This window comes from Halobacteriovorax sp. (assembly GCF_048381875.1).
GTDB classification, from domain to species: Bacteria; Bdellovibrionota; Bacteriovoracia; order Bacteriovoracales; family Bacteriovoracaceae; genus Halobacteriovorax_A; species Halobacteriovorax_A vibrionivorans.
The window spans coordinates 391,588-412,637 of sequence record NZ_JBLXBP010000003.1; the positions used below are offsets into that span (position 1 = coordinate 391,588).

The 21,050-nt window shown below is 35.9% G+C and carries 21 protein-coding genes and 1 tRNA gene; 7 read left to right on the forward strand and 15 right to left on the reverse strand.

Annotation, left to right across the window (positions count from 1 at the left end; genetic code table 11):
• Positions 1–27: 27 nt before the first annotated feature.
• Positions 28–2,856 carry a hypothetical protein gene (locus tag ACN5L8_RS10330; RefSeq protein ID WP_419172978.1) on the reverse strand — a complete coding sequence of 943 codons (2,829 nt, stop codon included), beginning with the start codon at positions 2,854–2,856 and terminating at the stop codon, positions 28–30.
• A 66-nt stretch (positions 2,857–2,922) separates the two neighbouring features.
• Complete coding sequence (locus tag ACN5L8_RS10335) at positions 2,923–4,113, reverse strand: APC family permease (protein ID WP_419172979.1); 1,191 nt, start codon at positions 4,111–4,113, stop codon at positions 2,923–2,925.
• A 71-nt stretch (positions 4,114–4,184) separates the two neighbouring features.
• Here ACN5L8_RS10335 and ACN5L8_RS10340 point away from each other — a divergent pair, with 71 nt between their 5' ends.
• Together ACN5L8_RS10340 and ACN5L8_RS10345 are read left to right on the forward strand one after the other, a co-directional pair.
• Complete coding sequence (locus tag ACN5L8_RS10340) at positions 4,185–4,817, forward strand: NAD-dependent epimerase/dehydratase family protein (protein WP_419172980.1); 633 nt, start codon at positions 4,185–4,187, stop codon at positions 4,815–4,817.
• Between the two features lie 187 nt (positions 4,818–5,004).
• Positions 5,005–6,858: a CheR family methyltransferase gene (locus ACN5L8_RS10345; protein WP_419172981.1), complete on the forward strand. Its 1,854-nt coding sequence runs from the start codon at positions 5,005–5,007 to the stop codon at positions 6,856–6,858.
• 7 nt (positions 6,859–6,865) lie between these two features.
• On the opposite strand, the gene ACN5L8_RS10350 is transcribed toward ACN5L8_RS10345, so the two are convergent.
• From ACN5L8_RS10350 to ACN5L8_RS10375, 6 genes are all read right to left on the reverse strand, one after another.
• On the reverse strand, positions 6,866–7,618 hold the full coding sequence (locus ACN5L8_RS10350; RefSeq protein WP_419172982.1) for a phosphoribosyltransferase: 753 nt from the start codon (positions 7,616–7,618) through the stop codon (positions 6,866–6,868).
• A 9-nt stretch (positions 7,619–7,627) separates the two neighbouring features.
• On the reverse strand, positions 7,628–8,128 hold the full coding sequence (locus ACN5L8_RS10355) for a CBS domain-containing protein (RefSeq protein ID WP_120405337.1): 501 nt from the start codon (positions 8,126–8,128) through the stop codon (positions 7,628–7,630).
• A gap of 179 nt (positions 8,129–8,307) precedes the next feature.
• A tRNA-Gly gene (locus ACN5L8_RS10360) sits at positions 8,308–8,383 on the reverse strand.
• A 62-nt stretch (positions 8,384–8,445) separates the two neighbouring features.
• The gene (locus ACN5L8_RS10365) at positions 8,446–9,375 is read right to left on the reverse strand and encodes a KamA family radical SAM protein (RefSeq protein WP_419172983.1); all 930 of its coding nucleotides are present in this window, start codon (positions 9,373–9,375) and stop codon (positions 8,446–8,448) included.
• Positions 9,372–9,632 carry a hypothetical protein gene (locus tag ACN5L8_RS10370; protein ID WP_419172984.1) on the reverse strand — a complete coding sequence of 87 codons (261 nt, stop codon included), beginning with the start codon at positions 9,630–9,632 and terminating at the stop codon, positions 9,372–9,374. The genes ACN5L8_RS10365 and ACN5L8_RS10370 overlap by 4 nt, the downstream gene beginning before the upstream one ends.
• Before the next feature lie 15 nt (positions 9,633–9,647).
• Positions 9,648–10,538: an exonuclease domain-containing protein gene (locus ACN5L8_RS10375; RefSeq protein ID WP_419172985.1), complete on the reverse strand. Its 891-nt coding sequence runs from the start codon at positions 10,536–10,538 to the stop codon at positions 9,648–9,650.
• 135 nt (positions 10,539–10,673) lie between these two features.
• Here ACN5L8_RS10375 and lpdA point away from each other — a divergent pair, with 135 nt between their 5' ends.
• Entirely contained in the window at positions 10,674–12,062 is a 1,389-nt protein-coding gene (lpdA, locus tag ACN5L8_RS10380) for a dihydrolipoyl dehydrogenase (RefSeq protein WP_114705524.1), read from the forward strand.
• 24 nt (positions 12,063–12,086) lie between these two features.
• Positions 12,087–13,739, forward strand: a complete 1,653-nt coding sequence (sucB, locus tag ACN5L8_RS10385) for a 2-oxoglutarate dehydrogenase, E2 component, dihydrolipoamide succinyltransferase (protein ID WP_419172986.1) — start codon at positions 12,087–12,089, stop codon at positions 13,737–13,739.
• 34 nt (positions 13,740–13,773) lie between these two features.
• On the opposite strand, the gene ACN5L8_RS10390 is transcribed toward sucB, so the two are convergent.
• Both ACN5L8_RS10390 and ACN5L8_RS10395 read right to left on the reverse strand, forming a co-directional pair.
• On the reverse strand, positions 13,774–14,382 hold the full coding sequence (locus ACN5L8_RS10390) for a hypothetical protein (protein WP_419172987.1): 609 nt from the start codon (positions 14,380–14,382) through the stop codon (positions 13,774–13,776).
• A gap of 92 nt (positions 14,383–14,474) precedes the next feature.
• Positions 14,475–15,197, reverse strand: a complete 723-nt coding sequence (locus tag ACN5L8_RS10395; protein ID WP_419172988.1) for an SAM-dependent methyltransferase — start codon at positions 15,195–15,197, stop codon at positions 14,475–14,477.
• 121 nt (positions 15,198–15,318) lie between these two features.
• Here ACN5L8_RS10395 and ACN5L8_RS10400 point away from each other — a divergent pair, with 121 nt between their 5' ends.
• A complete protein-coding gene (locus ACN5L8_RS10400) occupies positions 15,319–15,450 on the forward strand; it encodes a hypothetical protein (RefSeq protein ID WP_255509250.1) in 132 nt (43 codons plus the stop codon).
• A gap of 55 nt (positions 15,451–15,505) precedes the next feature.
• Here the strand turns inward: ACN5L8_RS10400 and ACN5L8_RS10405 are convergent, their stop codons facing one another.
• Complete coding sequence (locus tag ACN5L8_RS10405) at positions 15,506–16,333, reverse strand: endonuclease I family protein (RefSeq protein WP_162929683.1); 828 nt, start codon at positions 16,331–16,333, stop codon at positions 15,506–15,508.
• A 245-nt stretch (positions 16,334–16,578) separates the two neighbouring features.
• Here ACN5L8_RS10405 and ACN5L8_RS10410 point away from each other — a divergent pair, with 245 nt between their 5' ends.
• Complete coding sequence (locus tag ACN5L8_RS10410) at positions 16,579–16,977, forward strand: hypothetical protein (RefSeq protein ID WP_114705517.1); 399 nt, start codon at positions 16,579–16,581, stop codon at positions 16,975–16,977.
• Here the strand turns inward: ACN5L8_RS10410 and ACN5L8_RS10415 are convergent.
• The gene (locus ACN5L8_RS10415; RefSeq protein ID WP_419172989.1) at positions 16,974–18,212 is read right to left on the reverse strand and encodes a replication-associated recombination protein A; all 1,239 of its coding nucleotides are present in this window, start codon (positions 18,210–18,212) and stop codon (positions 16,974–16,976) included. The genes ACN5L8_RS10410 and ACN5L8_RS10415 overlap by 4 nt on opposite strands.
• 163 nt (positions 18,213–18,375) lie before the next feature.
• On the opposite strand from ACN5L8_RS10415, the gene rpsU reads away from it, so the two are divergent.
• Positions 18,376–18,600 carry a 30S ribosomal protein S21 gene (gene rpsU / locus ACN5L8_RS10420; protein ID WP_114705515.1) on the forward strand — a complete coding sequence of 75 codons (225 nt, stop codon included), beginning with the start codon at positions 18,376–18,378 and terminating at the stop codon, positions 18,598–18,600.
• A gap of 54 nt (positions 18,601–18,654) precedes the next feature.
• Here the strand turns inward: rpsU and ACN5L8_RS10425 are convergent, their stop codons facing one another.
• From ACN5L8_RS10425 to ACN5L8_RS10435, 3 genes are all read right to left on the reverse strand, one after another.
• Positions 18,655–19,473 carry a hypothetical protein gene (locus ACN5L8_RS10425; RefSeq protein ID WP_419172990.1) on the reverse strand — a complete coding sequence of 273 codons (819 nt, stop codon included), beginning with the start codon at positions 19,471–19,473 and terminating at the stop codon, positions 18,655–18,657.
• A 39-nt stretch (positions 19,474–19,512) separates the two neighbouring features.
• Complete coding sequence (locus ACN5L8_RS10430) at positions 19,513–20,061, reverse strand: hypothetical protein (RefSeq protein WP_419172991.1); 549 nt, start codon at positions 20,059–20,061, stop codon at positions 19,513–19,515.
• A 142-nt stretch (positions 20,062–20,203) separates the two neighbouring features.
• The gene (locus ACN5L8_RS10435) at positions 20,204–21,046 is read right to left on the reverse strand and encodes a pyruvate, water dikinase regulatory protein (RefSeq protein ID WP_233500239.1); all 843 of its coding nucleotides are present in this window, start codon (positions 21,044–21,046) and stop codon (positions 20,204–20,206) included.
• Positions 21,047–21,050 lie beyond the last annotated feature (4 nt).

The following is a 21,050-nucleotide window of genomic DNA, read 5'->3' on the forward strand; positions in this document are numbered from 1 at the left end:
AGGGCCCTCGATAGAGGGCCTTTTTTATTAGAAAGCTAAACTTGTTCCTAAGTAACCTTCGTATTCATTTTCTTGTGTTTCATACTTATGAATATATCTCACCCCAAAGTCCACAGGTAATGCCCTTAAGATATTTGTATTAAAGACGAGCTCAGCTCCATAACTACTTAATTGTATACTCTTTCTTGTATCTGATAATTTGGCCTTAGTGATATCATAATAGAGATTCAAATAAATTCTCTTAAAATAAATTAGAGCCGCAATATTATAATCAGGATAGAAGAGTGGAAAGAGATAATTTGCACTCGATTTTAAATACTTCTTAGACGCAAAATAATCATATCCGCGAGAGTATGCATAACCCATAAATTCATTTGAAGATGGTTGAAAGCGGTAGTTGTCACCATCACCATATTCTTCACCGATTACTGAGATCTTAATTCCATTATTTGTAAAAAGCCCTGGTGTTGTTATTGAAAACGATCCAAACCAGCGATAGTCATCTTCTAGTCCTGTTTCATCATCTGTTGAAGCATCTTGGTACATCCCAAGAAGTGAAAAGCTCCAAGGTGAAATAATTGAACGAGTGGTAAAGTCCTTATATAGACTTAATGATAGTGTTGTTGATTGTCTGATAAAATCCGCTTCACCAGAAACTTTAGTGTCGTATTGGATATATTCATCAGTCATGACTTGTTCAGCTTGGTAGCTTAAACTCAAATTTAAATTATAAAGATTATGCTTTTGTACGAATGGTAATTCGACTTTTATACCATAAGCAACCTCATCCCATCCATAGTCATCAGTATCACTTGCAAGTTGACTTACCATTCTCTCTCTAAGATCAACGGTTGCACTTAGAATTGGCCAGTACCTTTTATAATCGACTATTGCTGATGAATAGGGAGAGTTTTCTGAAGCTTCATAACCTAAATTTACATTCCAGCTAAAGTCTCTAAGATAATTATCTGCATAGAGGCTAAGGCCGTAACCATTACCTACAAAGAAACTCCAAGAATGAGGTGTCGCAGACCTCCAATCAAACCCGCTATAATCTTCTTCTGTATAATTATTTGAGTTCTTTGTTTGAATCTCTTTTCTATCTTTAATGTCAATTAATTCAAAGTTGTTATAGCTGTCACTTGGGTCATTCTTTGCAAAATACTGACTGCGATCAACTAGAGAATTGATCCCAAGGCTTCGACATGAATTAAGTGAGCTGCTTCTTATTCTCTTTCCGTTAATTGTTTGTTCAGTAAAATAAAAATTACCATTTGAAAAGGTTGGCGAGTATGAAGCAATATTTGAGTCAGTACATTTCTCAAGCGATTTTGTCGTTGTGTTTAATTTGAAAACTTCAATTTTCCCTTTATATTGAGCTTCAAAAAGAACAGAGTTTTTACCATCATAATTTAACGCATAGAGATTGTTATATGTAGGTGGAATTAATTCTAGAACTCGATTGTTTGAATAGTTTGCTTTAACAATTGTCTTACCTTTCCCATCTCTTGTCGCAATGGCGATAACTTCATTATTATTGAGATTTATTGCTTCTAAGAAATCATATTTTGAATTTGTGATAGACCTAATTTTTTTACCTTCTAAATTTAATTCTTGAATAATCCATTTTCCATTTTTATCAAAGTTTATTGCTGTAATTTTCGAGCCATCTTTGTTGAAATGTGGATTATATAATCTTTCACCTGATGTAATATACTTTCTATCTCCATCCCTAAGGCTTATAAGTGATAAGTCAGAGTAACTTTTAAAACCATATCTCCAATGAGGTAAGAATTGTGATTGAATTGCATAATCTTTACTGTAGCTAAGTCTTGTGAAGTCTTCACTATAAGCAATATCTGTTAGAACTTCCTTTTCATCTTTTGATTCTTTTATAAGACGGTAATGATTATCTAAGTCGTACTCAACGTAGAAAAGGTTAGCTCCATTCTTATATTGATTTGTTTTTACATTGTATTCAGAAACAGGAAGATTATTAAATTTATCTCCAATCCATTCTTTTCTTAGATCATCAAAGGCAGCATAGTAGAAGTCATAAAAATCCACTCCTGAGGAATTTTCTATAGCTCCCACAATTCCATTTGGATAAGGCCTTGCTGTAACATTATTCATTACAACATTCCAGAATTGATCACCATATTTCTTATACCCATAAGAAACCAGTACATATCCATAGATATACCAGTTTACAAGTTGATCATTGTAGGTGCCACCAACAAATTGATCATAAGTTGGAGTCTCGCCTTTAAGAAGAAGCGCTTTAAGTCTTGCCATAAAGCGAGGGGAGCGTCCTCGACCTGCTGGAGTATACTTAGTCTCTGTATAGACGGCATCGCCTTCCATATACCAAGGCTTTCTTGCAAGAAATGAAAGAACCTGTTGTCCTGTATCTCCCATAAGAATATCAAAAAACTTCACTGTTTTCTTATTGAAAATATCTTGTTGAATAACGTGACGATATTCATGAATTGAAAGCATTTCGTGCCATTCTAAAGAACTAAGACGACTTGAAAATTGTGCTGAGTCAAACCATTCAGTACGTCGTGGAGCAAGAGTAACAAAACCATTTGGATTGGCCATCTCTGGTCGATAGATCAAGGCCACTTGTTCAGGCTTTTTTACACCATAAGAAAGTCCAACATATTTTGAATAATGCTCTATTAGGTTGGCCATGTAGATTGCTCGATCCTTATAGTTTTCTGGATAAATAACTTGGGCAAAATCATTTTCAATAGATTTCCAATTCATTGGAGTACTTTGTGACTCTGTGAATGAATATTGCGCATTTGTATTTAACGATAAGAAAAGAAGAATTAGTAAAACTTTAAGTTTCATTGCTGATGCCCCGTATTGGTATATGAAATATCTATTTATTAAATAATAATGGTTGTTGAATGTAAATTAGTAGAGAGCAGTAAAAGCTAGAAAGACGATATTTGATATACTGGCAATAATAGGAATGGTTAAGTACCTAAATTGGATTTCACGGTTTTTAATACGATAGGAAACAAGTGAAAGATTGATTAAGGTAAAAACGATTAGAATGATGAAGCTAGTTGATGCAGCAAGTGTCTTTATAGGAAAGAGACTTACTAAGAGTGAAATAATTATTGCAACGACAATAGTTGCATTAATTGGTGTCTGTGTTTTTTTATTAATTACTGATAAAAAATTCATCCATTTTAATGGGTGTCTAAGGCCATAAAGAATTCGAGAGGCCATTATCACTTGAGCAATGATTCCGTTAAAGATTGCAAAGATACCAATGGCACTGATGACAAGGGCATTGCCTCCGTGATGGACGTACATATCTTTAAGTGGCGCTTTACTTTGATTGAGCTCATCTAAGGGAATGCTTGCAATTGCAACTAAGGCCACAAAAACATATAAGATCGTCGATACAAGAACTGCTATATAAATAGAGCGACTTATAGTTGGGCCAGGAAGATTTGTTTCTTCTGCAAGGTTTACCATATCTTCAAATCCGATATATGCATAAAAGGCCAAGAATGCGCCTGATATAATCATTGGAAATTGGGACCACGAAAAATTTTGTAATAATGCAGGAAGCATAAATTTATTGGCCGAGAGGTCTTGCCATGCACTCCCACATATTAAAATAAGGCCAACAATCTCAATTATAGTGAAGAAGATAACGATGTTAATGGATTCTTTTATTCCTTTTATGGCCAGTGCAGTAACTAAGATAATAATTAGAAAAATAACTGAAAAATCTGACCAATGAATAAATGTTTGAAAATAGCCGACAAACCCTTTTATTAGTGTTGATGCACTGACGACACCAGTAAAGGCAATAAGCCAGCCAACAATATTTGAAAGCAACAGGCTATGAAATCCTTGAAAGATATACTCGGCTTCTCCTGCACTTTTGGGAAATAATTTAACTAATTGAGTATAAGAGTAAGCAGTCATACTTGCTAAAATTGCCGAAACTATAAACGACAGTGGTGCCATCATTCCTGCTGTTGCTGAAATCTTTCCAATTAAGGCATAAATACCAGCACCAAGAATTGTACCAATTCCATACATTGTTACCTGAAAGGTATTTAAAGATCGCTTAAGTTTTACCATTTGGCTTGATTGTAGAAAAATATAGGATAAATTGAAATTATATATTTAGTTAATATTTGATACGAGGTCATATGAAAATTTTAATTCTAGGTGCTACAGGACTTGTTGGAAGTCATATCTTGTCGATGGCCTTAAGTGATGATCGTGTAGAAAGAGTTATTGCACCTGTACGTAAAAATATAGATGCACATCCAAAGCTTTTTGCACCGATAATTAACTTTGATGAAATTACAAAAGAAGAAGTATGCTCTTGGAAATGTGATGTTGTTATCTGCGCCTTGGGGACAACAATTAAAAAAGCTGGATCGAAAGCTGCATTTAGAAGAGTTGATCTCGAGTATCCCCTGACTTTTGGAAAGCTTGCAAAAGAATGCGCCGCTAAATCTTACGTATTAAATTCAGCAATGGGGGCCAATAGCGATTCGTTTGTTTTTTATAATAAAATTAAAGGACTAGTGGAAGAAGGACTTCAGTCTTTAAATTTTGATGCCTTAACAATTGTCAGACCGGGGCTTATTGGTGGCCAAAGGGATGAATTTCGTTTTGCAGAAGAGATTGCCAAGAGCTTTTTAAAAATTTTAGGTCCACTACTGCCTAAGAGGTTGCGTTTAAATCCGGCCAAGAGGATTGCTCAGACAATGTTAGAATCCGCTTTAAGTGACCAATTAGGCGTAAAAATTATTTCATCAGATAAGTTAGTGTAAAAAAACTCGAGATATTTTTTATTGGCTGTATACAAGATTTCAAAACCTTACTTGAAGAATTCATTTCTATTTATTTAGAGTCAAAAGAATATGCATAAGTCGTCGTAATTACAGTAAAGTTTTTTTTTAAGATGTCGAAAAGTTAAGGAACTTAATGTCGAGTTAGTTTTTTATTTGGAGTGCATCTGTGAGTGAAGCGTTTAAGAAGGGAAATGATTGGGATATCATCAGTTTAGCAAATTATGTATCTGAAATTGTTTCAAAAGAAAGTGGGAATATACTGGGTCCAGCGCAACAATCTATGGTTATGAGTCGTTTAAAAAAGCGCATGATGACCTTGGGTACTCATACTCCAGAATCTTATTATGAATATTTAACTAAGAACTATAATAAAGAGTCTTCGCAACTTATCTCAATGCTTACGACTCACCATACATACTTTTTTAGAGAATTTACTCATTTTGAATATCTCCTTACAAATCTTGATTCCATTGTAGCCAATGCGAAAAAGAGGGGAGATAGCACGATACGTGTTCTATCAGCAGCATGTAGTCGTGGACAAGAGGTTTATTCACTGGCCATGTTCTTTAATCATCACTTAAAGAATTACCCAGGTATGAAATATGAAATCGTTGGAACAGATATTGATCCAGAGAGTGTTAAGATTGCTCAAAATGGTGTTTATCGTTACCGTGAAATTAAATCGATTCCTACTGTCTACTTAACAGGGAATTGGATGAGAGGGTCTGGAGAGATCTCTAAGTTTGCAAAAGTTAATTCTCATATTAAAGAAAATTGTAGCTTTGGTGTGATGAATCTTCTTGCACCAGAAAAGTTTATTGGTGGAAAGAAATTCGATATCGTATTTTGTCGAAATGTATTTATCTACTTTGACCAAACTTCCATTGAAAAGATTGTAAATAATTTCTCAAAGTTTTTACACAAGAATGCTCTATTTATAACTGGTATTAGTGAATCTTTAAAACATACAAAATTAGAGTTTCAAACAATGGCGCCAAGTGTTTATTGTCTTGATCCTGAAGAGAAAGTTGTTGAAAAACCTAGACCACTATCTATCGTTAAAGATAAGACGGTACCTAGAACTTCACCAATTGCAAAAACACCAATCATTCCTAAGCCTATTAGAATGCTTGTTGTTGATGACAGTTCTTCAGTTGTTAAGCTACTTTCAAAAATATTTGAAAAAGATGATGACTTTGAACTTGTTGGAACAGCAATGAATGGTCTAGAAGCACAAGAGTTCTTAAAGAATAATAAGGTCGATGCTATGACTCTTGATATTCATATGCCTGAGATGGATGGTGTTGAATATTTAAAGAAGAACTTCCGCTCTGGCCACCCAAATGTTGTTGTGGTTTCAAGTGCTTCACGTGAGGATACTCGTTATGCTCAAGAAACTCTTAATAACGGTGCATGTGACTTTGTTGAGAAGCCTGCACTTAATAATTTAAAAGAAAGAGCAGAAGAAATTAAAAATAAGATTAAGATGTCTTTCTTGAATGCCGCTCCAGTTGTAACAAAGGTCGATCGCTCATTCCAAAAGAGCTTTGATATTAAGAATCCTGAAACTAAGGCCCGCTTCTTTGTCGGATCTTTCAGTGATAAGAAAAAGATCATAGCTTCTCTTGATGAACTACGTGGTAATCAGCCTCCAGTATTTCTTTTCTTTGAAGGAAACGGTAATTTCTTAGAAATGATTAGCGAAGAATTTAAATCAGTTCCTAATATTCAAGTCTATGATGGAAGCACAGAACTTGAAAATAATAGTGTTTATATATGTGACTTTAAAGAACACTTTGAAGATATCAATTCTAAGACAAAGAGTTTTAAGAAAAGTCTCTCTGTATTTGGAATCGTCTCAAAGTCAGTAGAGAATGCGTTCTTTGATTTAAATGAGACACAAATTCTTATCGAAGATACAGGTGATATCAACGACAGTATAAAAGAAGTTGTCTCAGATATTTTCCCTTGGACGAGTTTTGCTCACCTTGGAACTGAATATTTAGCAGATGATGAATAATTAATTCTTATTTTGAATGGTAGTGCTTTTTATTAATCGTAAAGTCTTGTGATTCATAAATAGCACCACCTTCATTTTCAAATCTACGTATACTATCTTTTTTTTCTTTCTGTCTTCTTAGCTCATTTGATGTCTCTAGATACTCACAAACTTCTTTGTTGGAAACTTGTGGAAATTCAAGATAGAACTCACCAACTGAAAGAAAATTATGTGGTGTCTCTAGGACTAAAATATCATCAACTAAGTCTATAATTTCATTATATGACTGACGTGAACTAACTGGTGCAACTGCAAAAATATTTTTTATATTATGGTCTTTCTTTAAAAACTTTATGGCCGCCTTCATTGTTGCACCTGTTGCTATTCCATCATCAACGATAAAGATACTTCTCCCTGATAGGTCAATCGGTGGCCTGCTATTTCGAAATTCTTGAGCTTGCTTTTTTACTTCTTCTTTTTTCTGCTTTGTTAGACGATGAAGTTGTAAGTCATCAATATTTAAATGGTTAATTATCCTCTGATTAAGGTAGCCAATACTTTCTTCCGTAACTGCTCCAAGTGCTAATTCTTCATTATTTGGAGCTCCCACCTTCTTAACACAGAAAATATCTAAGGGGAGCTTATGCATTTTCGCAATTTCAAATGCGATGGGAACACCTCCTCTTGGAAGTGCAATGATTGCTACATTCTTAAATTCAAGTAGCTTCTCTTTAAATTCTTCACTTAAAAGTTGGCCTGCTTCTTTGCGATTTTTGAACATAGTTCTTTCCTAGATGACAATTTTTATCTGTGGATTGAGTTGGCGATCCTTTTCTACGGGACTAGAAATATAGGCTTCTTTCTCTATTTCTAGATTGATAATCTCAGATAGATCGTGAAGTTCATTTCCCAATCTCTGTATGACATCATCAGCAGAAATAATTCCTACAAGTTGATCTCTTTCATTAACAACTGGGATTCGTCTAACGCCATTGGCTCGCATCTTCTTAATTGTATCGACGATACTGTCTTTAGGAGAGCACATCACTACATTTGGGGTCATGATCTCACTTACTTTCGAGTAGGGTTCTATCTTTCCTTTCTTTCCAAAAGATAAGGCGATATCACGATCAGTTAAAATTCCCATTGGAGTTTTCTTCTTTCCTTCTTTGTGACCGACTACTATGATGGCTCCGACATGTTTTTCATACATCTGTTTTGCAGCATCGTGGATGGTAGCATCAGAGTTAATTGTTACAATATTTTTTTGGATAATATGCTCAATTGACACGTTTATCTCCTTTGAAAACTAGATTACGTCCCAATTATAATTGCATTCTCTTTTGCATATAATTTAATTCTTTCCAAAGAAAAGTTTCGATTAACTTGTAAACTTGTTCAAAAAGTGAAGCAAGCGTTAGCGCCGCGTATCTTCGATTAGTATGTAGTATCTTAAATTAGATTAGAGAATGGAGCGCGTGACAAGATTCGAACTTGCGACATCCACCATGGCAAGGTGACACTCTACCAACTGAGTTACACGCGCTTATTTGAGTGGAAGAAATATATTGCTGAGGAAAAAATTTGTCAATACTCAAAATTAAAAAATTATAAGTTCTTCTTCCCCGACCCGTCAGGTGAGTCCAAAATATATTGCGGAAGAAGCCAACCTGGAATTTCACGACGCAGTTTACGATATATTTCACGTCCTTCTTCAATTGATAGGTAAAAGTGCATGGCACCCTTGGCCTGATCTGGATGGTGAAGATAGTAGGGACGAATATTTAATGCATGAAGCTTAAGGAATAAATCCTTTAAGTCTCTAACATTATTATTAACATCCTTTAAAAGGACAGACTGTGAGAGAAGGCCAAAGTGTGCCCCCAGTTTTTTGATACAGTCCATAGCATCTGTTGTGATTTCTTGAATATGATTAATGTGGATAACTACATTTATATCGTTAAATCTGTTATTGAATTTGTGAATAACTTCAATAAATTCGTCACTAATATATTTTGGTAAAGAAATAGGTGTTCTAGTGTGAAAACGAATGAACTGTATATGTGATAATTTGCTAAATTCTTCAAGGTAGAACTTTATCTTAGATGCTGAAAGCATAAAGGGGTCTCCACCTGAGAAGATTATTTCATTTATTTCTGTATGAACTGATAGATAGGAAATAACTTTTTCAAAGTCGGCCTTAAAAATTTCGTGCTTACTACTTAATTCATTTTTGCGAAAACAATAGCGGCAAATGACCGGGCAAATTGTCGTTGGTGTAAATAGCGCTCGGTTATCGTAACGATGGATAAGCTGGGGGGCGACGTATTTTTGTTGATCTCCAATTGGATCTTCTAGTCCATCGTCTGAGTTTTCTAAATTAGATGGGAGAAATTGTTTTGCGTGTATGCCCTCAAGTCCTTCTTTTTGAATTAGTTCATTCATATGACTTGGAATGAATACTTCATATGAAGATGGTTCTAGATTAAGACCAAAGTGCGAATTGACTTCATTTGTAGAGCGAAGTCCTTTTCTCATTTTTGATTATTTTCTTTATCTTGTTTGTCGTGAAGTTTTTTTATGTCATTGAGGTGATGCCATTTTGCCCAAGCGGCACATCCACGAATTAAGAGTGCACCGTAAATAGCAATCCCAGTAAAGTGAAGCATGACTTTCATCGTTGAGAGTGCTCCCGTATTTTGAAGAAGCCAATAGATCCAATAAAGAAGTGCGATGTGAATAATGAAGATCACAACAAATTGGAGTTTATATGAAAGTGGTTTTCCTGCTAGCATGACGTCTTTATATAATTACTTTGAGTCTTTATCAACATGATCACGAAGATCTTGAATCTTTTTAATAGCAAAAGATTTATAGATATCAGTGAGTAAACAATGGGCATAGAGAACATCTCCAGCTGGCATCGGTAGAAGAGCAACAGGTTTTATTGGTCTAAACTTACCCTTGTAGCTTCCACCTTTGTATTTGATATCGATTACTTCTTGATTTGCTATCTTCTTTTGTAATTGTTGAATAATCTCAGGTGCTTCGGCCATATTCGCCCTTGTGAAGTCACGGATATTTAAGATTTCGCCTTCTTTTAGCTGACGGTTTGATTTCACTTCATCAAGGGTCTTTGCAAAGACACGAAGGCAGGCAATTGTATCATCTAGTGCTCGGTGATGATTTTCTAGTGGAATTTCAAAGTGCTTACAAAGTGATGAAAGCTTATGATTCTCACTTCCTTTCACATACTTACGAGATAATTTACATGAACAGAATACCTTGGCCTTGTGAAGCTCAATCTTTTGCTGGTGCATGGCAAAGACAATAAAGCCAATATCAAATTTTGCATTATGAGCAACAAGTGGCGTATTTCCAGAAAATTCGAGAAATTTAGGTAATACCTCTTCAATTGAAGGTGAATCCTTAACCATGTCATCAGTGATTCCATGGATTTTCGTTGTAAATTCAGGAATTGGGTTTCTAGGTTTTACGAGGGACTCAAAAGTTTCTATTTTGTTTCCAACGACTTTAATAGCCGCAATCTCGATAATTTCGTCAACTAAAGGAGAAAGCCCTGAAGTTTCCAAATCTATTGCTATAAGCCCATCTGGGAAATACTTATTGATATTTTTAATTTCGCTCTGAGTAAAATTGATAGTAATTCCTTTAATGAAGCTAGTAGTAGGGGTTTCCAACGTTTTGTAAATATTGGCATGTCGTAGCAATGTGTCATGCCAATTTTAATTAATTTTAGTACGTTGAAGAACCTTAAAATTAAACTTTTAATACTGATTATGGGCCTTACGGTCAATAGTTTGAGGAAATATTTTATGAAGAAATTTGATGTTATTGTTATTGGTTCAGGGCCAGGTGGATATGTCGCCGCTATCCGTGCTGCCCAACTTGGAAAAAAGACTGCTATCGTTGAAAGTAAAGAATTAGGCGGAGTTTGTCTTAACCGTGGCTGTATTCCTACGAAAGCGGTTCTTAAAGCTGCTCACAGTGTTCACGAGCTAGCAGATATGAAAGATTTAGGTATCGATGTTGAGCTTAAGGGCCTAGACGGTGGTCAAGCTGTTAAACGCGCTAAGGGGATCTCAAATAAGATCTCTGGTGGTGTTGCTTACCTAATGAAGAAAAATAAAATCGAAGTTATCGAAGGTTACGGTAAACTTCGAACTAATACTCAAGTCGAAGTTACTTCTAAAAGAGGACATACTGAGACGATTGAAGGGACAAATATCATCCTTGCAACTGGTGCTCACTATCGTTCATTTCCTGGACTTGAGCATGATGGGAAGAGACTTATTGGTGCTTGGGAAGCGATTAAAATGGAAGAGCTTCCAAAGTCAATTGGGATCATTGGTGCTGGTGCTATCGGTGTTGAGTTTGCTTACTTCTGGAATGCATTTGGTGTAGACGTTCATATCTTTGAACTACAAAAACACCTTCTTCCAATCGAAGATGAAGAGTCTTCAAAAGCTGTTGAAAAAGCTTATAAGAAATACGGAATCAAGATGTCTCTTGGTGTTGAAAAAGTATCTGCTAAAAATAACGGAAATGACATTACAATCACGGAAGTTAAAGGTGGAAAGACTGTTGAACACAAATTTGATATGGGACTAATTGCTGTTGGTATGACAGGAAATATCGAAGGTATTGGACTTGAAACTGTTGGTGTAAAAACTGATAGAGGTTTTGTTGTAGTTGATAATAACTACCAAACAAATATTCCAAATATCTTTGCTATTGGTGACGTTGCGGGTCCTCCTTTACTAGCACACGCTGCTTCTCACGAGGGAATCATCGCTGCTGAAAAAATTGCAGGTGAGCATCCACACCCACTAGATAAGATGAATGTTGCTGGTTGTACTTATTGTCAGCCACAAGTTGCATCTGTTGGTTACACTGAAAGAGCTCTTAAAGAGCAAGGTATTAAATACACTGCTGGTAAGGTTCCATTCTCTGCAAATGGTAAGGCCATGGCATCTAATGAAACTGATGGGTTTGTAAAAACTCTAATGGGTGAAGATGGTGAAATGCTTGGTGCTCACATTGTAGGAACTCACGCGACAGAATTAATTCATGAGTATGTTCTATTTAGACAAATGGAAGGTGTTGACGAAGAAATGTTTGCAACAATTCATCCACACCCAACTCTTGGAGAGTTCTTAGCTGAATCTGTACTTAATGCTAAGGGAAGATCGATCAATTTTTAATTTTAATATATAAGGATAAAGATTATGAAAAACGATATCGTAATGCCACAAATGGGTGAGTCTATTACAAACGGAACGATTACAAAGTGGCACAAGCAAGTTGGTGACACAATTGAAATCGATGAGATTCTTCTTGAGATCTCAACTGATAAAGTTGAATCAGAAATTCCATCACCATATTCTGGAAAGATCGTTGAGATTCTTTTTGAAGAAGGTGAAACAATTGATGTTGGTGTAAAAATCGCAGCAGTTGACGATGATATGAATGCAGAGGTTTCAGCATCAGGTTCTTCTGAAGAAGCAGCTCCTGCTCCAGCGGCAGCTGAGCCAGCACAAGTAGCTCCTGCAGCAACAGGATCTTCAGATACTCTTGAAGATGTTGTTATGCCACAAATGGGTGAGTCTATTACAAATGGAACAATCACGAAATGGCACAAGTCTGTAGGTGATATGATCGAAATTGATGAAATTCTTCTTGAGATCTCGACTGATAAAGTTGAGTCTGAAATCCCTTCACCATTTGAAGGGCGTATTGAAGAAATTCTCTTTGAAGAAGGTGAGACAATTGATGTTGGTGTAAAAATCGCATCTGTTGAAACAGATCCATCAAAACCTCAGGGAAGCGCTGGGAGTTCTGCTCCAGCAGCAAGTGCACCTGCTGTTAACCAAGCTCAAGAATCAGCTCCGGCAGCAAGCTCATCTCAACCAAGTCCAACGACAAAAGGTGGACGTCGTTTCTATACTCCTTTAGTTAGAAACCTTGCTAAAAAACATGGTGTTGATCTTAATGAATTAGCACATATTGAAGGAAGTGGAGCAGGCGGACGTGTTAATAAGGCCGACTTCATGAACTTCTTAGAAAGTAGAGGCTCAGCTCCTAAGGCAGCTCCTGCGCCAGCGGCTACGAAGTCAGCACCAGCAGCTCCAAAAACAGCTCCAGCTCCTCAAGCCTCTTCTGTACCATCTTCGACAAGTGGTAGAGTTGAAGTAATCCCAATGGATAATATGAGAAAAGCGATTGCTAAGAATATGATCGCTTCTAAGATGACTTCTCCACACGTTAACTCGATGGATGAAGTTGATATGACAAAACTATTTAAGTTCAGAGAAGGATTTAAGCATCAGTTTAAGAAAGAAGAAGGTTTCTCTCTTACTTACACTCACTTCATCCTTTATGCTCTAGTGCAAGCTCTTAAAGAGTTCCCAATGGTTAACTCTTCAATTGTTGGTGATGAAATCCACATGAAGAAAGATATCAACCTTGGTTGTGCTGTAGCTGTTCCAGGTAACGGACTTGTCGTTCCTGTTATCAAAGGTGCTGATAACTTAAATATTAGAGGAATTGCTAGAAAGCTAGATGAATTAGTACAAAAGGCAAGAGCTAAGAAGCTTACGCTAGATGATATGTCAGGTGGAACTTATACTTTCACTAATAATGGTTCTTTTGGAATCCTTATGGCAACTCCAGTTATCCTTCAACCACAACTTGGTATCTTCTGTGTTGGTACAATGAAGAAGCGTCCAATTGTTACTGAAGATGATGCAATTGCTATTCGTCAGATGATGTATGCAACTCACACATACGATCACAGACTAATTGATGGTGAAGTCGGGTCAAAATTCCTAAGACACGTAATCAACACTCTTCAAACAACAGATTGGGAAGGGTTATTCTAGGCGAATAAAAACATTTTAATATAGAAAAAGGACCTCAAATGAGGTCCTTTTTTATGTCTTTTATGTTCTCTTTTATAGGAACATTGAATTGGCATTTATATTCGGATTTCTTCTCACCGGAATGCATATAGCAATTTAGATGCTTTCCACTTCTTAGCTCAAACTTTTTACCATTTATATTATGAAAACTATCTTTAATGAGATCGAGTTTAAGCCAGAACCTTTCGGCCAATTTTCCAGAGAATTTTATTCTTAGATGGTTGTTATCGTAGCTGATTTTTGCTTTACCATTTTCACGCTTTGTTCCTAAAAACTCACTAATTGCCCCTTTTCCAAAATCAGTATCGGTATCATAGGCGGATAATTTCCCTTGTCCTAGGCCATTTAAGTAGAGGTGACAGTGAAATTTATGTGAAGGCTCTCTAACGCAAAAGAAGTATTTATGATAGCGAAAGACTAATCCATGTACGAGGTCCGCATAGGTGTTTTTCACAGGGAGTCCTAGAAAGATCTCCCTTGCATATTTTGAATCAACGATTGAAAACTCATTCACATGGCTTGAGATCGCAATATTATTGATTTCACTTGCAAAGGTTTTAAATGTTAGAAAGAGAGCAAAAGAGATGAGTACGATAGTCTTCATATTTTAAAATATAAAGTTTGAAGATATCAAAGTAAAACAAGTTCACAAAAGCCTGACAAATAAGACTCTTGGCCAACATTTCTTCTTTCTAACTACTTATAAATTGTTACTAGACTGCGATACATCTTTCCATTTTGGTGTGAATCAACATTCTTCTTGATTTCGTTGTACTTAGTATGAAATAGACTAGAATTACCTTCTTCAATAAAAGAAGACTTCATTTCTTCGAGAAGATCTTTTGCCTTATTGTTGAAGACCTTATCATCTTGAGTGAAGTCTTTTACATCATGTTTTCGTTTTTTTAATGCCTTACCAAGACGAGATTTATCAAATGGTCTCTCAGAGGTGTAGGTAAGAACAAACTTTCCCTTTGGCTTAAGACTATCCATTACTTTATTAAGAGTTCGATATAGATCATTTAGCATGTAGAAGCCATCTAATGAGATGACTAGGTCATACTCATTCTCTCCAAGCCATGTCATTTCAAAATTGGCCTCTTTATATTTGAATTTACTTTCGACAAGGTCCATTCCTTTGGCCTTTAACTTATAATTCTTAGCAAAGTACTCGGTGAGATCACCAGTTCCACAGCCGATATCTAGAACTTTCATATTGGGCTTAAAGTGTGCCGTGAGGGCCTCAAATTGCTTTTTTGAGAGGTTATTTTGCATGAAGCACTCAATACCATGCATCTTATTGCAATAAGAGAGATACGATTTAGACTCTCTTGCAAAGCGATAGTAATTTGTGAATGCTCGTTTGGCCTTGGCGTTAAAACCTTTTTGATTTAATAGATTGCGTATAAATTGAAACATACTTTCTTATACTCCTATTTTCTTTAAAATTCTATCTTCACACAATCTTAATAATTTACAATTTGAGAAAATTTTATACGAATGTTACAAATATATTATTAACGGGAAAAGGAGTCTCCCCATGCTCAAATTTCTATTCTTTCTTAGTGTTTTAGTAACATTGGCCAATGCAGCTGTTGCAACAGTCTTTCTTGAAGGACTCAATGAGAGAGGTCAGCAAGAAGTTCAAAAAGTAATAAGTATATTTAAATAAAAAAAAGCCTTCTATTCAGAAGGCTTTTTAATTTTATATCTAAAAGTGTTGATTTCTAGAAATCACTGATTCTGTCAGCAAGGTTTGGAATATCGATGAATGGGTTTCTGTTGTTTTGAACTCTAAAGATTGTTTCATTTCTTTTTAGTTCTTCAGCATCGATTGGATCTTGCTTATCCCACTCTCTAAGTACTTGTTCTTGGTGACTTGAGATTTGGATATCATATCTTACAGAGAAGTAGAAAAGTGCTCTTGCAACATTTCCTTTGTGTTTTGCAGGTGGCTCGAAAGCACCATTACCTTGAGTTTGAGAAGCTGTACAGTTCTCATAATCTACAGGGAAACCATCAACATTATCAAATTCATAATTTCCTCTTACTGAGTTCGCTCTTGAATCTGTTGGGTATAGGTGGTGAAGGTCTGATTTTTGAAGACCTTTTGAAAATCTTCTTGAGAATTTTGATTGTGGCCAAGTGTGCTCACAGTTTAAAACATTTGAATTAGGGATTTGTCCTGGTCCCATTGAACGTGTTTGACGTCTTCTAAGTTTCTTTTGGCAGTAAACATCTTCAATGAAATATCCATTGTTATCTTCTTGTAGGTGTAGCTTTCCGAAAAGAACTTTTCTAGCACCTTTATAACCAAGGCTTCTTTGTCTATAGCACTTTCCTCTTTTATTTGAGTCACATCCTAATAGGTCACGACCATTTGTTTCTTGGTGCATTGAATTTAGTACATCAAAAAGATGCTCTTTTAGAGCTTCACTATTATTTGATTTCATTGATAGGTGAAGTTCAGTTTCTTTTGGATAGTAGTTGTTTAATTCTGTTGCGTTAGTCGTAAGTGCGAAAAGTAGTGTTGCTAGTGCGATAGTGAATTTCATCATTTACCCCTCGGTTTTCCCTATGATGTTTTGTGTGTGGAGCATTTATAGGACAAAACTATTAAAATGGCTAATACTAAAATTAAGTATCTCTAATAAAATATCCATATCTACCTAATAACAGTAGTTAGACGCGTTGCTAAGATGTCATTTTTTTAAATATATACGAAAAATGTAGATTTCTGAGGAGCTCTTTTGTATAAGACTCTCTAACAAAGAATATAGTTTATTAGGGCGAACTTATTATGAAATACATTTTACTAGCGTGTTTACTAATATCTTTTAATGCTACTGCTTACACAAAAGCATCTTTAAATTGTATTAAGAAATTAACATATGACCTAAATGTGGATAGTCGTGCCTTCAAAGTAAATATGGATGAAGTTGATATTGATCTTGAAGATAAGCCTCTTGAGGAATCAATTGCCCTTATTCGCGCAACCCTAGAGCTTTATGGCTGTAATAGTAGGAATGCGATTAACTTCTCAAAGACGCCATCAGGAAGGGCAAAGAGTCGATGCCTAGAGCTAGTTCCTGGTCAAGACTATTCAATGAGCTGCTATATTGAATCAAATATTGGTTTCTTCTTTATTACAAAAGATCTACAAACTGATGCTTTCATTATTTATTCGCGTTGGGATTAATCTCCCCACAGCTCAGTTAAACGTTTCTTAATATTATTTTCCACACCAATTTCTTTTGGGTGATAAAATTTTGGCGTACCTTCTGGAGAGTATTGTTGTCTGACAAATGATCCTTCAAAGCTATGTGGATATTGATATTTCACTTTATGGTACTTATCGGGAAAGTTCTTTAAGTGCTCTGGAACTTCAATTGTTTGAGAGTCTTCTACGTAAGCGAGGGCCTCGTTTATGGCCATGTAGGCAGCATTGCTCTTTACTGTGCTTGCTAAATAAGTTGTTGCTTGGGCCAGTGTAATACGTGCTTCAGGCATACCGATATTTTGAACAACATGAAGAGCATTTGTCGCCACTGTTAGTGCATTTAGATCGGCGTTTCCGACATCTTCGCTCGCAAAAATCACAAGCCTTCTTGCAATGAAGACTGGATCTTCTCCACCATCAAGCATAACAGCAAGCCATAAAATGGCCGAGTTAGGATCACTTCCGCGCATACTCTTGATAAAAGCAGAAATGACATCGTAGTGGCGGTCTCCTCCAGCATCAAAGTTACGAGAGTTTTCTTTTATAATATTTTTAACTGTTTCAAAGTCGACGTCTTGATCGAGGGAGTAGATAATTTCAAGACTTCCTAGAGCAATGCGTGCATCACCATTTGCATAGTCACAAATTAGATCGATATATTCTTGTGAGAGTTTACGATCTAATTTTTCAATAGTTTTCGTTATTAGAGAGCGAATTTTATCTGTAGAAAATGATTTGAGTTCGATGATCTTCATTCGAGATAGAAGTGCGCGATTGACTGAACGTCGTGGGTTCTCAGTGGTTGCTCCTATTAGTATAAAGCTACCTTGCTCAACGTGAGGAAGAAGAGCATCTTGTTGGGCCTTATTGAAACGGTGAATTTCGTCGATAAAGATAATGGACTTTCGTTGAAAGTCACGGGCCTCTTCTTGGGCCTTTTGAATGAGCTTCTTTAAGTCGGCGACACCGGATAACACAGCACTGAATTCGTAGAAATTAGCGTTTATTTCACTGCCAAGTACTTTTGCCAAAGTTGTTTTCCCACTTCCCGGAGGTCCCCAGATAATGAGAGAGGGGATATTTTCTCCACGTAGGAATGGAAAACGCTTCGCAAGTGCGTCAAAGCCTTCGTAATCCTGCCTACTTTTAGGCCTTACTTGATGGGCAAGTGGAGTAACTTTGTTGTCTTTTGCGTTAAATAAGCCTTGTTGCATATATTACCTGATGTTTATTGGCCATTGACACACTGTGGGGCCGTCGTGTAATTTAGCATATCAATTAAAGCTAGACAAAATTTGTGCCGAGTTAGGCGCTAATAAATCTCGCAATTTCGTCGTTAAAGGCGTTGAGAAAAAAAAATAGAAGGAGGTGAATGTTATGTCTAAAGATTACTCAATCAAAATCGAGATCGATGAAAGATTAAGTGCGGAAAGAGCTCTTAAGAAATTCAAGAGATACTGCGAAGCTTTCGGTGTTATTAGAGAATACAGAAAGAGACAAGAGTATAAGAAGCCTTCTATTAGAAATAAAGAAAAGCTACAAGCGGCTGAGAAGAGAAGAAAGAAAACTCAGACGAAGTATGGTAGAGGTTCTAAAATCTAATTAAGATTTAAAATTCTTATATACTTGAAGGCACCCAACGGGTGCCTTCTTTATTTAAAACATCAATTTTAAAATACTATTCCAACGACGGTGCATGATCTTTACGTTTCTAACGTATTCTTTTGGAAATCCCGTCTGTCCTTTTTCAAGATCCATGTGGAAAACATTCCATTGCATATTTAAATCACCTAAGCGATTAAAGAACCAATCCTTCTTCATTTGCGGAATCATATGTTCTTCTACTGGGGAGAGAAATTTATCGATAAATTGCTCAAAAGATGGCTTGAGATCTGTTGGAAGGATATAGAGGAATGAATCATTAGCAAGATTAAAAATTTGCTTCACATAACTACGATAGATATCAATACGTGGAGTATAGATGGCAAAGTTTGTTTTATCAGTTAAATGAAGAAGTTGTATATAAGTTTGAACTTGAAGACTGTAGCTATCAATTTGATCAAGATTTGCTAAAAGGGCAATATAGTCATCAACTTTTTCGAATTGTTTTTGAGGTAATTTAGTAAAGTCTTCTCTGAGACTTTTTATATTTCTTTCAATTGCTTGAATTCGGCCAACCACATCTTTTAGTTCCTCGTAGCATAGCTTTTGATTTTTTCGGCATTTCTCATATGCTCTTTCAAATGCAAGATTTAAATTAAGACTATTCTCTCTAAGGTTTATGAAGTCTTGAGAAGTATAAGTGATTCTCTTAACAACATAGTAGAAGTCTTTTTTCATTGATCTTAGCTGAGGTCTTACGTAGCGCCGATAAGTGTAAGGGCTTAAATTTAAGCTAGATGTATCAAAGTCTAGATACGGATAATTTGCCAGCGTACTAGCACAAATAAATAGAAGAAAGATTAATTTTCTCACTCATTAAATGATTGAAGGAATGTCGCCAATTGTCAATGTTTAGCCAACGAGATCGAGGTCTTCTTGTGGTGAAATATGACTAAGTTCAATATGATCAGGAACTTTCTGTAGAGAACGAAAGTCTGTTAACCAACTTTCTGAATTGCATATTGAAATTGAAACATTATGTCCTGGAAATCTATTCTTAGCTAATTGCTTTGGAAATAAACTCAGCGGAGCAGATTTCAACTTAAAATGGACATCAATATGTGATGGAATCTTTCCCGAGTAGATTAGTGCAAGACAAATAAGTGTACCTGCATGATCTGTTTCTACTTGAACTCTATCTTTCTTTGATTTTTTAATGAGTGTTAAAAGGTTAGTTGCGTATTTAGAGATTTCTTTTTGATTGAGATGTTGAAAGCGGTAGATGTCACGACGATTTTTTGCGGTTAGGACCCTTTTTTCTTCTTCGCTAAATTGCAGGTCCCTAAAATTTGTCATCATTATCTCATCAAGAGTGGGCTCTTTTGTTACAAATTTATAGAGAACATCTGCCCCAGCTCCCTTGACCTTGATCTTACCAGAAAATAAACGCTTTAAAGACACGATGAACCCTTTGTTAAATACGTAACATTCACAGCCTATATATCTGTGTATACTCTTTTTCGGCTTAAAGGGTTATTTAATTTAGTAAAATAATAAGAAAAGCTAGATTAATTCTTATTGAGAGTTTCGTAATTCTAGTGACTTATTCGTCTGACTCACTCATAAGTTGTTTAAATATGTTATTTTTTCGCATTTGTAACAACTTCATAATATCAGTGGCCGTCTCTTCGAGAGCGCGGTCAGTAACATCAAAAACCGGCCAGCGTTTATTCTTATTAAAGATTTGATTGGCCCATTCGATTTCTTCGATAACTTTATTTGTATCGGCATAGTCACCAGTGTGCTCTGTTGCCCCAAGTTTATTTAAGCGATTTTTACGAATTGAATAAAGAGCTTCAGGATCAATTGTTAGTGCAAAGATTTTTCTTTGATCGATTTCATAAAGTTCTTTAGGAAGTTCTTGTCCATTAATGATTGGGATATTTACAACTTTAATACCGTGTTGAGAGAGGTACACTGAAAGTGGTGTTTTCGAAGTACGAGAAATACCAACTAAGATTACATCTGCCAGATGAAGAGTTTCAACATTTCTTCCATCGTCATGATTTAGAGTAAACTCCATGGCCGCAACTCGATCAAAGTATTCAGAGTTTACCGCATGAAGTAGACCTGGTTCACTTTTTGGCTCTTGGTGAAAGTAGTTTGAAAAAGTTGTTAAGACAGGTCCCATAAGGTCCAGGGATCTAACATGCTTTTTCATTGAAATATCTTTTGTATATTCTCTTAATTCAGCTGAGACAATTGTATAGATGACGAGATCATGATGAATCGCTGCTTCATCAAAGATTGATTTGATTTGTTCTTTTGTTCGTACATTTTTAAAACCAGTGTAGAAGACTTCACTTTCTGGGAATTGTGTCATTGCCGCACGGCTAATGGCCTTTGCAGTTGATCCCGTTCCATCAGAAATAATAATAATTTTCATCTTC